Origin of the sequence: Paenibacillus sp. GCM10027628, assembly GCF_042676385.1 — a bacterium.
Classification (GTDB): Bacteria; Bacillota; Bacilli; order Paenibacillales; family NBRC-103111; genus Paenibacillus_E.
In genome coordinates, this window is record NZ_JBHTHA010000002.1 from 1,414,544 (window position 1) to 1,426,566 (window position 12,023).

The 12,023-nt window shown below is 48.8% G+C and carries 11 protein-coding genes; 6 read left to right on the forward strand and 5 right to left on the reverse strand.

All coding sequences use genetic code 11. The features are described 5' to 3' along the window. Window positions 1-10: 10 nt before the first annotated feature. Window positions 11-949 carry a carbohydrate ABC transporter permease gene (locus ACFQZT_RS06880; protein ID WP_379297859.1) on the reverse strand — a complete coding sequence of 313 codons (939 nt, stop codon included), beginning with the start codon at window positions 947-949 and terminating at the stop codon, window positions 11-13. 191 nt (window positions 950-1,140) lie between these two features. On the opposite strand from ACFQZT_RS06880, the gene ACFQZT_RS06885 reads away from it, so the two are divergent. The 5 genes from ACFQZT_RS06885 (at window position 1,141) to ACFQZT_RS06905 (ending at window position 5,492) form a co-directional block, all read left to right on the forward strand. Further along, entirely contained in the window at window positions 1,141-1,311 is a 171-nt protein-coding gene (locus ACFQZT_RS06885) for a hypothetical protein (RefSeq protein WP_379297861.1), read from the forward strand. A 48-nt stretch (window positions 1,312-1,359) separates the two neighbouring features. Further along, window positions 1,360-2,448, forward strand: a complete 1,089-nt coding sequence (gene serC, locus ACFQZT_RS06890) for a 3-phosphoserine/phosphohydroxythreonine transaminase (protein WP_379297863.1) — start codon at window positions 1,360-1,362, stop codon at window positions 2,446-2,448. Window positions 2,449-2,577: 129 nt separating this feature from the next. Continuing rightward, window positions 2,578-3,495 (forward strand): ArsR/SmtB family transcription factor, encoded by a 918-nt coding sequence (locus ACFQZT_RS06895; RefSeq protein WP_379297865.1) that lies wholly within the window; start codon window positions 2,578-2,580, stop codon window positions 3,493-3,495. Beyond that, window positions 3,492-4,730: an MFS transporter gene (locus ACFQZT_RS06900; protein ID WP_379297867.1), complete on the forward strand. Its 1,239-nt coding sequence runs from the start codon at window positions 3,492-3,494 to the stop codon at window positions 4,728-4,730. Before ACFQZT_RS06895 ends, ACFQZT_RS06900 begins: the two co-directional genes overlap by 4 nt. Before the next feature lie 87 nt (window positions 4,731-4,817). Further along, window positions 4,818-5,492: a YdeI/OmpD-associated family protein gene (locus ACFQZT_RS06905; RefSeq protein ID WP_379297869.1), complete on the forward strand. Its 675-nt coding sequence runs from the start codon at window positions 4,818-4,820 to the stop codon at window positions 5,490-5,492. A 335-nt stretch (window positions 5,493-5,827) separates the two neighbouring features. Here ACFQZT_RS06905 and lpdA read toward each other — a convergent pair whose 3' ends face one another. Genes lpdA through pdhA form a run of 4 tightly spaced genes read right to left on the reverse strand, consistent with a single transcriptional unit; the run spans window position 5,828 to window position 10,711 of the window. Continuing rightward, complete coding sequence (lpdA, locus tag ACFQZT_RS06910) at window positions 5,828-7,243, reverse strand: dihydrolipoyl dehydrogenase (RefSeq protein WP_379297871.1); 1,416 nt, start codon at window positions 7,241-7,243, stop codon at window positions 5,828-5,830. A 4-nt stretch (window positions 7,244-7,247) separates the two neighbouring features. Next, window positions 7,248-8,567, reverse strand: a complete 1,320-nt coding sequence (locus tag ACFQZT_RS06915; protein ID WP_379297873.1) for a dihydrolipoamide acetyltransferase family protein — start codon at window positions 8,565-8,567, stop codon at window positions 7,248-7,250. Window positions 8,568-8,592: 25 nt separating this feature from the next. After that, a complete protein-coding gene (locus tag ACFQZT_RS06920) occupies window positions 8,593-9,573 on the reverse strand; it encodes an alpha-ketoacid dehydrogenase subunit beta (RefSeq protein ID WP_188175560.1) in 981 nt (326 codons plus the stop codon). 55 nt (window positions 9,574-9,628) lie between these two features. Further along, window positions 9,629-10,711 carry a pyruvate dehydrogenase (acetyl-transferring) E1 component subunit alpha gene (gene pdhA / locus ACFQZT_RS06925; RefSeq protein WP_379297876.1) on the reverse strand — a complete coding sequence of 361 codons (1,083 nt, stop codon included), beginning with the start codon at window positions 10,709-10,711 and terminating at the stop codon, window positions 9,629-9,631. A 219-nt stretch (window positions 10,712-10,930) separates the two neighbouring features. Here pdhA and ACFQZT_RS06930 point away from each other — a divergent pair, with 219 nt between their 5' ends. Then, window positions 10,931-11,659: an alpha/beta hydrolase gene (locus ACFQZT_RS06930; RefSeq protein WP_379297878.1), complete on the forward strand. Its 729-nt coding sequence runs from the start codon at window positions 10,931-10,933 to the stop codon at window positions 11,657-11,659. Window positions 11,660-12,023 lie beyond the last annotated feature (364 nt).

The window sequence follows — 12,023 nt, forward strand, 5'->3', positions numbered from 1 at the left end:
TCTTTCCCTGTTAAACAGAGCTGCTTTTGTTTTGAAATTTCCATGTAAAGGCTGTAATGATCCCGACAATCAGAAACAGCACCCAGGAAATCGCCGATGCATAGCCCATGCGGAAATTTAAAAATCCTTCCTCATAGATGCGGTATACGAGCACGGTTGAAGAATCGTTAGGTCCTCCGCCCGTCAGGAAGGAGATCAGGTCAAATACCTTGAACGACGACATCAGCGTCGTAATCAACAAGAATGATGTTGTCGGGCCCAGCAGCGGCAGCGTAATGCGGAAAAATTGCTGAGCCGATGTCGCGCCATCCATGCTTGCCGCCTCGTACAGATCGTCCGGAATGTTAGATAGCCCGGCGATAAAAATAATGATTTGATAACCGATCGCAGCCCAGATCGCAATAATGATGATGGCATAAAGCGAGTAATGCGTGTCCGCGAGCCATTTGGGAGGTTCCGTGATGCCGATGTTCACCAGAAAGCGATTGATCGGTCCTTGGGAAGGATGGTACAACGCGCTCCAAACCGCGCCCAGCGCAATGATCGACGAAATGTAAGGAATGAAGAACGCGATTTTGAAATAACTTTGCCCGTATACCCTCGAATGAATCAACACCGACAAAATTAAAGCAAGAAACAGCCCAACAGGTACAACGATGAGGGTATAAGTAAAATTGTTTTTGAGCGCTATTAAGAACTTGTCGTCCTCAAAGAGCATTTTGAAATTATCGAGCCCCGTGAATTTTATCGTTGACAGGCCGCCCACCAAATTCCAATCGCTAAAGCTTAAATACAGCGAGAACAAAATTGGAAAAATGCCGAAAAGCAGCGTGCCGATGAACTCAGGCGCGAGAAACATCCAGCCGAAGAAAGCTTCCTTTCTCCGATGGTTCCAAAATCGCCCCCTAGTCCGAACGGTCGGCTGCGCCTTTTCCAATACGCTTGACATGATGGCTCCCCCCATTTATTTGATATAACATTACTATAGCGCCCAAGAACTGCGTTTCACGCTGACGATTTTTACGGAAGTGTGCACTATTTTTACTTCTGGCCAATAGAAAAAGATCAGGCTGTCCAGGACTTGACCTTTTTCCAAAATGCGCATATACTTCTACTCAACATCCATACTCGATTATGCCTATGATGAGCATCCAACTCGGAGGCGTTTTCGCCAAGGAAGGCCTGAAATCGGTCATTTCTAAGTTAACCGGCACCGCCCGTTACCGCGGAACCAAGTGGAGGAACATTCATCCGAATGTTGCTCAAATTGGATGGCACCGCGAGCAAACGCTCCTCGTCCCAATCGGATGAGGGCGTTTTTTGTTGTTTTCACAACATAACTTTGGGAGGTAACTTGAAATGACGAAACGACTGTACAATTTTAACCCCGGACCTGCTGCTTTGCCGATGGAAGTACTGGAGCAGGCGCAAGAACAATTCGTAGACTATCAAGGGAAGGGCATTTCGCTTATGGAAATGTCTCACCGGAGCCAGGTCGTTGAAGAACTGAATCAAGAGACTCAGCAGTTGTTGCTGGGACTGTTAGGTATTTCTGACGGGTACGAAGTGTTATTCATGGGGGGTGGAGCCAGCACGCAATTCGCCCTTCTGCCGTTGAACTTTTTACCCGCGAATCAGGCCGCGAACTATGTCTTGACGGGAAGCTTCGCCGAAAAAGCCTATAAGGAAGCCACCTTTGTGGGGAACACCTTGGTGGCCGCAAGCTCTAAGGAGCAGCACTGGAGAAACATTCCCGAGTTTACGGAAGCTGATCTCGCACCCGATTCCGCCTACGTGCATATGACGCTGAACAACACAATTGAAGGCTCACGATACAAGGACATCCCCCATGTGGGAAGGACGCCGCTTGTGGCGGATATGACTAGCGATATGCTGAGCAGGAAGCTTGATATAGGTCGATTTGCTATGATTTACGCCGGAGCTCAAAAAAATCTTGGACCCGCCGGCGTCACTGTTGTTATCATCCGTAAAGATTGGCTGGAGCAAGGCTCCAAGCAAATTCCTGAAATTTTACGATACAAGACGTTCGCTCAAAATAAATCACTATATAATACGCCGCCGGTTCATTCGATTTATATGATGAATCTCGTGCTGAAATGGACCGAGAAACATGGCGGTGTAGATCATCTAGAGCAGCAAAACGCCGCTAAAGCCAAGCTGATTTATGATGTGATCGATGCAAGCGAGGGATATTATAGGGGACTTATCGACGTGAAGGATCGTTCGGATATGAATATCACCTGGAGGATGGCGGACGAGGAGACGGAACGAAGATTTGTAAAGGAGTCGGAGCTGGGGGGCTTTGAAGGACTGGCCGGACATCGAAGTGTTGGCGGGCTTCGCGCCTCTGCCTATAATGCGGTACCTGTAGAAGCTTGTCAGGCACTTGCCGAATTTATGAAGGATTTTGCAAGAAAGAACGGTTAAATCAAGGATTTCAATACACATGAATGGCTGCATCCTGGGCAACTTGCTCATGGGCAGCTTTTTTATTTGACATTCTCCTGAGTTCAATTAAAATAGAATTAAAATCAGTTCGATTGGAGACGAACAACTATGAGTTATGAAATTGAGATTGATTACAGTCCTGCCTATGAATTAGTCATCAGTTTGTTTGCCTATGCGAAGAAAAATGCCGTAAAAGGCATCGCCTTAGGTTCAGATTGGAAAAAATCTGTAAAAAGCAGCTTATCCGCCTCTCTGTCTCATGAACTGAACAATGCCCCCATCGAACAATTCACAGGCCTAGATTTATTAATCGGTTCTTGTCCGGACAAAACGACAACGCGTTCATTTCTGGATTGGCTGGAAGCCCTACAACCTCCTGAAATGATGAATTTGCTTGCCAGGCATGTAGAATCTCTGCCTGCAACTATTTTGGATCAAAAAAAACAGGCCGTCCATTTGCTCCGTCAGTGGGATACTGAATATTTCTCCAAACTTGACCCCATCATCTTGGAAAATTTAAAGCAGGATGCCGAAACCAAGCAATCATGGGTATCTGCGATGAGTCCGGAGGCGTTGTTCGAAGAAGCAACGAACGGTATTCACCAACTCCCTGCGCCCGATTTGCAGGTCATTCGTCTGATTCCTCAGTACCATCTGCATCCAACCAACTCATCCAACCATTACAAGCACATGATCGTCTGTTTCTATGCTTGCGACGCTGCGCCAGCCCGTTCGGTACTGCCTCACCCTGCACTTCAGCGATTACTGAACAGCTTGGCTGATCCCAACCGGTTATCGATGCTCAGATTTATGAGCATGCAGGCAAGAAGCTTTACAGAGCTTGTTCAATTCAGCGGCTTGGCCAAAAGCACTGTCCACCATCATCTTGTCGCACTACGAGCATCCGGTCTCATCCGGGTAACAGCAGAAGGAACGAGTCATGTCACCTACTCCCTTAGGGAGGAAACGGTGAACCAAGTGACAGCGAAATTAAATGACTATTTGCAATGGGAGGGGGGACGATGAAAAACAAGGCCTTTTGGAAGTTGTTTGCCGCTCAAACCGTAAGTGCATTCGGCGATTGCTTCGGCCTGTTCGCGCTGCAGTGGTACGTCTTTACAACTACAGGTTCCCTGGTCATTATGGGAACACTGGCGATGACGGCAGGAATTACCGAATTGCTTGTACGCTTTGCCGGAGCACCATTGATAGATCGGTTAAATCGGTTACGATTCATGGCGCAACTAGATTTCGTACGATTTTCAGCGACTGGCGCTACGGTCGTTCTATGTGCCTTGGGCACGGCTCCTCTGTGGATGTTATTCACGATGGCGATTATTAATGCAATTGCCTCCGCCCTTTTTCAACCGGCCAGTATGGCTGTTCTTCCTTCTTATATCCCCAAACAATCGCTTGTCCGCGGCTATTCCCTTATGGACTCCACGCAATATGCGGCCGTCATTCTTGGTCCAGCTTTAGCCGGCGTTGTGATTTCAACTTTAGGCGCTGCTACGGCAATGGCAATCGATGCTTTTAGCTTTGCTTTCTCAGCCATATGCATACTTCTGGTGCCTGCACAAACTTCCACACGCCTAGTTTCCGTTCCGTCGTCGGGAATGTATTACCGGGAGCTTTGGGATGGTCTTGCCTTTTTCAAAAAAGCGCCTGCCCTTCTAGGCATCATGTGCTGTGTCGCGCTTAAAAACATGTGCTCGGTTGCCGTAGGCGGCATGATGATCCCTTTTGCCCTACAGAATCTTCATGCAAACGCTTCACAAATTGGACTTCTGAGTTCAGCCATGGCAGCCGGGCTTTGTCTCGGCTCTATACTCGTTTCTTTCGTCAATCATCTAAAAAGACGCCGTATCCCCATGCTTGGCAGCATCTTTGCTCAAGGGCTTCTTTATATGATGCTTAGCGGCACGCATTCCTTCTCGTTAGCCATTGGATTTATCGTCATGCTTGGGGCCTGCGGACCCTTTTTCGGCACCTTCAGTTCATCGCTTTATGCGCAACTGGTTCCCGATGAATTCCGGGGGCGTGTGATGTCTGCCCGACTCATGGTTGGCGGCGCTTTGCAACCGGCCGGGAGTTATATGGGAGGAGCCTTGGCAAGCGCATATGGATTACCGCTCCTTTTCTCTATAGCAGGCGCAATCCCTCTATTCACCGCAGTGGTGGCTTATTTGGCTCCATTCATGAAAGGAATTGACGGGGAACTGGAACCAATAAATGTCGAACAAAAGGGAATCGGCGCTTAAACTTTCACATTACCTTCTTTTTTGACAAATGGGATTTGCTGCTTTTACAATGAATCATATACAAATGAAGCGAAACGAGGGAATTCAGTGAGTAACGAACTAGTCAAAAAGCTGCGCTTAGCCGGCTGCAAGAAGGCGCTGATTATGAATGCTCCGGAAGGATATTTGGAGAAATTGGATCCGCTGCCTGAGGGCGTTGTGCTTTCTGAACAAAAGGCGGGCACCCATACCTACGACTTCGTACAAGTATTTGTCCACAACATTGCCGAAGTCCAGAGTCTGGCTCCGCTGGCGATTCAAGCTGTCACCCCCGAAGGGCTGCTTTGGATCAATTACCCCAAAGGAACGAGCAAAATCAAAACGGACATTAACCGGGATTCCGGTTGGCAGACAGTAACCGACCTGCAATTTGAGGGCGTATCTCTCGTCTCCATTGATGAAACCTGGTCGGCGATGCGGTTTCGCCCAATCGGGTTAGTGAAATCGCCGCGCAGCGAACGTTTGGCGAAACGAGCGGAAACTGCGGAGAAATCACAAGCGGCTGCTGCTGATAAAACCGTCATCGTACCGGACGATTTAGCCGCGGCATTCAGCGAGAATGCTGAAGCGCATGCTTTTTATGAAACGCTGTCCTATACGAACCGCAAAGAATACGTCCGCTGGATTACAGACGCTAAACGCGAAGAAACCCGCACCGGGCGCGTAGAGAAGACGATAGACAAGCTGTCCAGGGGGATTAAGAACCCGATGATCAAAGAGTAAATAAAAATGGACCTGAGACTATTGACTACGTCTCAGGTCCGTTCACCATTTCAGCCGTTTCTGCGCTCTCAACTCGTCGGCGCTACAACGCGCGCCCAGGATTCGCGCGCTGTAAGAATGAAAAACATCGCAATTGTTGCGACTTCGCATATCCCCCGCGTCTGCAAGGATGGAAAACATCATTGCAGACGCGCTCAGCGCACCATCAACACGCTTTTCTTCTCAAGGGCTCAGGTAACATGATACTTTCTATTAAATTAATAAAGTCCCGATGAGAGGCATGACTGCCAAACTCTCGGGACTTTTTTTCCTAAATAGAACTGCTTCAAATGAGATTATTTGCCGAGCTGATGAATCGGGTGACCCAGCGCGCCTTCGGCAGCATCCATAACCATTTCGGTTAATGTAGGATGTGCGTGAATCGTAAGCGCGATGTCTTCCAAATTAGCCGCCATCTCGATCGCAAGCGCAAGCTCTCCGATCAAGTTGGATGCTTCCGGACCTACGACTTGACCGCCAAGCAGTTGGCCTGTTTCTTTGTCGCCGACCAGCTTCACGAAGCCTTGACCAGCATTCAAAGAGTTCGCGCGCCCGTTAGCCGCGTAAGGGAATTTACCGATCGTTACATTATAACCTTGCGCCTTGGCTTCGGTTTCATTCAAGCCGACGCTGGCGATTTCCGGATCAGAGAACACAACCGCCGGCATTGCTTTATAATCAACTACACTTGGTAGTCCGGCAATCGCTTCTGCAGCCACTTTTGCCTCATAAGAAGCTTTGTGCGCAAGAGCAAGACCAGGAACGATATCACCGATCGCGAAAATATGCGGGATGCTCGTTCTGCCCTGGTTGTCGACCTCGATCAATCCGCGGTCAGTCAGCTTCATGTTGATCAGGTCAAGACCAAGCTCGCCGTCTGTGTTTGGACGACGGCCTACTGTCACCAAAACATACTCGGCTGTTACTTGTTTCTCTTCACCTTTCACCGTGAAGGTTACAGTCACGTCATTCTCGTTCTTCGTGCTGGATTGCGCCAACGCTTCAGTGTGAACCTCTACGCCGATTTTTTCCAGATTGCGTGCCACCAGTTTCGTCATTTCTTTCTCGAATCCTGGCAGTACATGGTCAGATCCCTCAAGCACAGTTACTTTCGTACCGAACTTCGCGAACGTTTGACCTAATTCAATGCCGATATAACCGCCGCCAATTACGACCATGCTTTTCGGAATTTCAGGCAAGTTCAGCGCTTCGGTGGAAGAAATAATTCTTCCGCCATAAGGGAATGCCTTCAGTTCGATCGGACGGGAACCCGTCGCAATGATACAATGCTGGAAGCGGTAGCGAGGCGCTTCTTGATCGTTGAACACACGGGCTTCGTGCTCATTGATGAACATCACTTCGCCTTGGAACGTTTGGATCTTGTTACCTTTAAGAAGCGCGCTAACACCGCCTGTTTGTTTTTTCACGATGCTATTTTTCCACTCTTGCACTTTCGCGAAGTCGACCTTCACGTTCTCTACGGAAATCCCCATGCTGTCCGCATGCTGTGCGTGTTCGTAGGTATGTGCTGCGGAAATCAATGCTTTGGACGGGATACAGCCGCGGTTCAAGCACACGCCGCCCCATTCGGATTTATCGACGATCAAGACGCTTTTACCCAGTTGAGAGGCGCGGATGGCGGCCACATAGCCGCCAGGACCTGCACCGATCACCAGCACGTCAATATCTAAAGAAGCATCTCCTACTACCATGCTGTTACACCTCCAAGACAAGAAGCTCTGGATCAGCCAGAAGCTGCTTAATGTAGTTCAAGAAGCTTTGCGCTGTCGCTCCGTCCACAATGCGGTGGTCAAAGCTCAAGGAAAGTGCCATAACGGAAGCCGCAACGATTTGACCGTTTTTCACGACAGGCTTCTCGGTGATGCGTCCTGCCCCCAGAATCGCAACTTCAGGGAAGTTGATGACCGGAGTAAAGAACATACCGCCTACGGAACCAATGTTAGTAATAGAGATCGTGCCGCCCTTCATTTCGTTAGGGGACAATTTACCTTCGCGACCGCGAACGGCAAGGTCCTTGATGGAGGAAGCGATCGACCATACGTTTTTGCGGTCGGCGTCATGGATAACAGGAACGAGCAAGCCGTTGTCCGTATCTGTCGCGATACCAATGTTATAGTACTTTTTGTAGACGATCTCTTGTTTCTCTTCGTCGATCATCGCGTTCATGACCGGGAATTGACGGCAAGCTGCTACCAATGCTTTTACGATGAACGGCAGGTACGTGAGTTTCACGCCTTTTTTCTCGGCGAGAGGCTTTGTGCGCTCACGTAGAGCGACAAGAGCCGTTACGTCGATTTCGTCCATCAATGTCACGTGCGGAGCTGTGTACACGGATTTGACCATCGCGTTCGCGATCACTTTGCGGATTCCTTTGAACGGAATCCGTTCTTCGACGCGATCGCCCACGACAACCTGCTGCGAAGCCACTGATGACGGTGCCGCCACTCCAGCCGCCTCGGTTGCTGCGGCTGGCGCTGCTGCCGGAGCTGCGCTCGCGCCAGCTCCGTTAAAGCCGAGCACGTCCTCGCGTGTCACGCGGCCGTGCTTGCCTGTCGGCGTCACCTCTGCGAGGTTGACGCCTTGCTCTCTTGCGAGCTTGCGCACGCTAGGCGTCGCAAGCACTTCACGCACTGCGCCGTTGCTAGGCGCAGCCACTGCTACAGCAGCTGCCACAGGCGCTGCTGCCGGAGCCGGTGCTGCCGCTACTGCTGCTGGCGCAGGAGCCGCAGCATGGCTGCCGCTGTCATGGTGAATCGATTCTGCAGGCAGTTCGCCTGTTACTTCTATCGTCATGACCAGCTCGCCAACATTGCAAATCTGGCCTTCCTTGACTTTCACTTCAACGATTTTACCTTCAACCGGACAAGGAACTTCAACGACCGCTTTATCGTTCTGAACTTCCATCAAAATGGATTCATCTGTAACGGTATCGCCCGCTTTGACAAGCAGTTTTACGATCTCGCCTTCATGTATGCCTTCACCAAGCTCTGGGAACTTGTACTGGAACAATGCCACGTTCATAACCTCCTTTTACCGACAATTAAAATTCGAGTACTTGTTTAATGCCTGCAATAACGCTTGCCGGACTTGGCAACCAAGCGTCTTCGATTTGCGCGAACGGATAAACGGTATCCGGCGGAGCAACGCGAAGTACCGGAGCTTCCAGATGCAAAATTGCTTTTTCATTGATTTGCGCAATTACCTCTGCGGCAACGCCGGACGTTTTTTGCGCTTCTTGCACGATGATCGCACGGTTTGTTTTCTTAATGGATGCTACGATCGTGTCGATATCGAGCGGCAGCAGGGTGCGAAGATCGATAACTTCAGCTTTTACGCCTTGTGTTTTCTCGATTTCCTCAGCCGCTTTAACGGAAGTATGCACCATAGCGCCGTAAGTAATAATGGTTACGTCCGAACCTTCGCGAACCACATTCGCTTTACCAAGTTCAATTGTATATTCGCCTTCCGGCACTTCAGCGCGGAAAGCGCGGTATAAATTCAAATGCTCCATGAAAAAGACAGGGTCATTATCGCGAATCGCGGAAATGAGCAAACCTTTTGCATCGTATGGGTTGGAAGGAACAACAACCTTGATGCCCGGGGTTTGCACGAGCAAACCTTCAAGCGCGTCCGTATGCAGCTCAGCCGCTTTCACACCGCCGCCAAATGGCGTACGGAATACGATTGGCGAGTTGTAACGACCGCCGGAACGATAACGCATGCGAGCAGCTTGTACGCAAATTTGATCGAGAGCTTCGTAAATAAAGCCTACGAATTGAATTTCAGCAATCGGACGGAAGCCTTGTACACCAAGACCTACGGCCAATCCGCCAATAGCGGACTCAGCGAGAGGCGTATCGAATACGCGCTCTTCGCCGAATTCTTTTTGCAAACCTTCCGTCGCACGGAAAACGCCGCCCACATGGCCTACGTCCTCCCCGAACAAAATTACGTTAGGATCTCTTTCCAGTTCGACGCGCATCGCGTCTTTTATCGCTTGAATCATCGTCATTTGTGCCATGACAGTCTGTGCCTCCCATAAGTTTTCGCAAGAAAAACTGGATTCGTGAAATAGCTTATTTAAAAGCCTGCTTTTGTTCTTCAAGATGAGCTGGCGTCTTTTCAAACATAGAGTCAATCAAGCCGGCAACTGTCATTTTCTCAGTTTCTTCAGCTTTTTTAATGTGTTCAGCTACAGTCGCTTTCGCTTCTTCCTTCACGCGAGCTTCTTCCTCTTCGCTCCACAGACCTTTTTTGGTCAGGAAAATACGCATGCGCGTAAGCGGATCTTTAGGCTCCCACTCGGCCTCTTCGTCTTTGGTACGATATTTTGTCGTGTCATCCGCCATGGAATGCGGACGGTAACGATAAGTTAAAGCTTCGATCAACGTCGCGCCTTCGCCTCTGCGGCCTCTCTCAGCTGCTTCGGTAACGGCTTGAACAACGGCCAGTACGTCCATACCGTCTACCTGCACACCCTTGATACCGGCAGCAACGGCTTTATGAGCAACGGAAAGCGCTCCTGTTTGTTTGGCGTAAGGCGTTGTAATGGCGTAACCGTTGTTTTGAACAAAGTAAATGACAGGAAGTTTGAAAGATCCTGCAAAGTTCATACCTTCATAGAAATCGCCTTCGGAGCTTCCTCCGTCGCCTGTGTACGTAATCGCCACACGCGGTTGGTTGCGTTTTTTGAACGCCATCGCTACGCCAGTCGCATGAAGAACTTGCGCGCCGATGATGATTTGCGGCATAAGCACGTGAACGTCTTGCGGAATTTGACCGCCATGCTGGTGTCCGCGGGAATACAAAAATGCCTGGTACATCGGAAGTCCATGCCATACGAGCTGCGGCATATCACGATAACCCGGGCAAATAAAATCATCTTTATTTAATGCAAATTCACTACCGATCATAGATGCTTCTTGTCCGGATACTGGAGCGTAGAAGCCAAGACGACCTTGACGGCCCAAATTAACCGCTCTTTCGTCCCAAACGCGTGTGAATACCATTCTTCTCATTAATTCTTTTAATTGATCGTCGCTCAGTTTAGGCATTTTGTCGGGATTGACAATTGTTCCGTCTGGAGCAAGAACCTGTAAAGGCTCAACCTTCTCTGTGGTTACTTCATAATTCGCTTGGCTGACGAGTGGCTTACTCATACCTTTTCACCTCATATATGATTTTAATGCCTGCTAGCTACATTTCTGTTATAGTATTATTATAAACCTGTTTTTGTGAATTGTACACCAGTTTCCTTTAAGACTCTAAGTTTTTTTAACACAAATGAATAGTACAGTTTTCAAAAATATATAATACAGTTAATCAAAAATTAACAAACTGCTATAATACACCTCACCTTTTTAAGGAGGATCCTGTCCTTGGACGACTCTCGTTATTACAAAAGAACCATCGTGAAAGATGAACTTGCTTCGGCTGTTCTCGGTGAAATCCGACCCCTGCGTATCTTTCTTCCGCCAGGATACAATGAACTGCTGTCCTACCCTGTAATTTACTGCCAGGATGGGGAGCAATTTTTTAACTTCGGACGTATCGCAACAACAATGACTCGCTGCATTCTAGACGATGGTTTGGAGCCGGCAATCATTGTGGGCGTTGACGTGGACACAGCCACTCGCACTTCCGAGTATGCACCCGAGGGCGAACGACACGATGCCTATTGCCGTTTTTTTGCAGAGGAGCTCCTTCCTTATGTAGAAAGCCGCTATCCGATCCGGGACGATCGTACCGAACGAATCGTTGCCGGAGATTCCTTGGGAGGAACGGTTTCCCTGCACCTCGCCTTAGATTATCCTAGCCTTTTTTGCCGCGTTATATCCTTGTCCGGCGCATTTTTCGACATCACGCGCGAACGATTGAAAGCGGAGGACGATTTATCGTGGCTGGAGCTGTACATGCTCATCGGTCTTGATGAGACGGATGTAAAGACGGAACGAGGAACGTTTGACTTCGTCAGAGAAAACCGTCTGACCAAGCAATTTCTTGAGGATAAAAATGCCACTCTCCACTATATCGAGAAGCCTGGTAAGCATTTATGGGGATTTTGGCAGGGTGAGCTGGATGCCGCACTGCATTATTTTTTAGGGTAAGAATACTTTTCGGCAATAAGAGGCTGTCCAAGCCTCCTTTAGTTAAACCGATGAGGATCATAAGCAGATCCACCTTAACGGGTAACCCTAGGCCAATTCAATAGGCAGCATGAGTCGACCCACCTTCATGGCACAATTGCTACTCAACAGCATCATCAATAGGTTACTAACATGCGAATATGCAATCAGAAGACGGTTTTTGAAAGAATGTGGAGTAATTAATTGAGGATCATAAACCTTTAGAGAACAAAAGTCGTAAATAAGGTATACTAGAGACTCTAATATTAGCAATACGCTTCATTCCAGATGAAGTAAAATAGTTTGTGTACCAATATTTGGAGTATTCCCTTCAAATAAAAAGGCA

Excerpts from the sequence above, each read along its gene's own strand:
- pdhA (WP_379297876.1), bottom strand. The coding sequence starts at position 10,711 with ATGAGTAAGCCACTCGTCAGCCAAGCGAATTATGAAGTAACCACAGAG.
- ACFQZT_RS06880 (WP_379297859.1), bottom strand. The coding sequence starts at position 949 with ATGTCAAGCGTATTGGAAAAGGCGCAGCCGACCGTTCGGACTAGGGGG.
- serC (WP_379297863.1), top strand. The coding sequence starts at position 1,360 with ATGACGAAACGACTGTACAATTTTAACCCCGGACCTGCTGCTTTGCCG.
- ACFQZT_RS06900 (WP_379297867.1), top strand. The coding sequence starts at position 3,492 with ATGAAAAACAAGGCCTTTTGGAAGTTGTTTGCCGCTCAAACCGTAAGT.
- ACFQZT_RS06885 (WP_379297861.1), top strand. The coding sequence starts at position 1,141 with ATGATGAGCATCCAACTCGGAGGCGTTTTCGCCAAGGAAGGCCTGAAA.
- lpdA (WP_379297871.1), bottom strand. The coding sequence starts at position 7,243 with ATGGTAGTAGGAGATGCTTCTTTAGATATTGACGTGCTGGTGATCGGT.
- ACFQZT_RS06920 (WP_188175560.1), bottom strand. The coding sequence starts at position 9,573 with ATGGCACAAATGACGATGATTCAAGCGATAAAAGACGCGATGCGCGTC.
- ACFQZT_RS06895 (WP_379297865.1), top strand. The coding sequence starts at position 2,578 with ATGAGTTATGAAATTGAGATTGATTACAGTCCTGCCTATGAATTAGTC.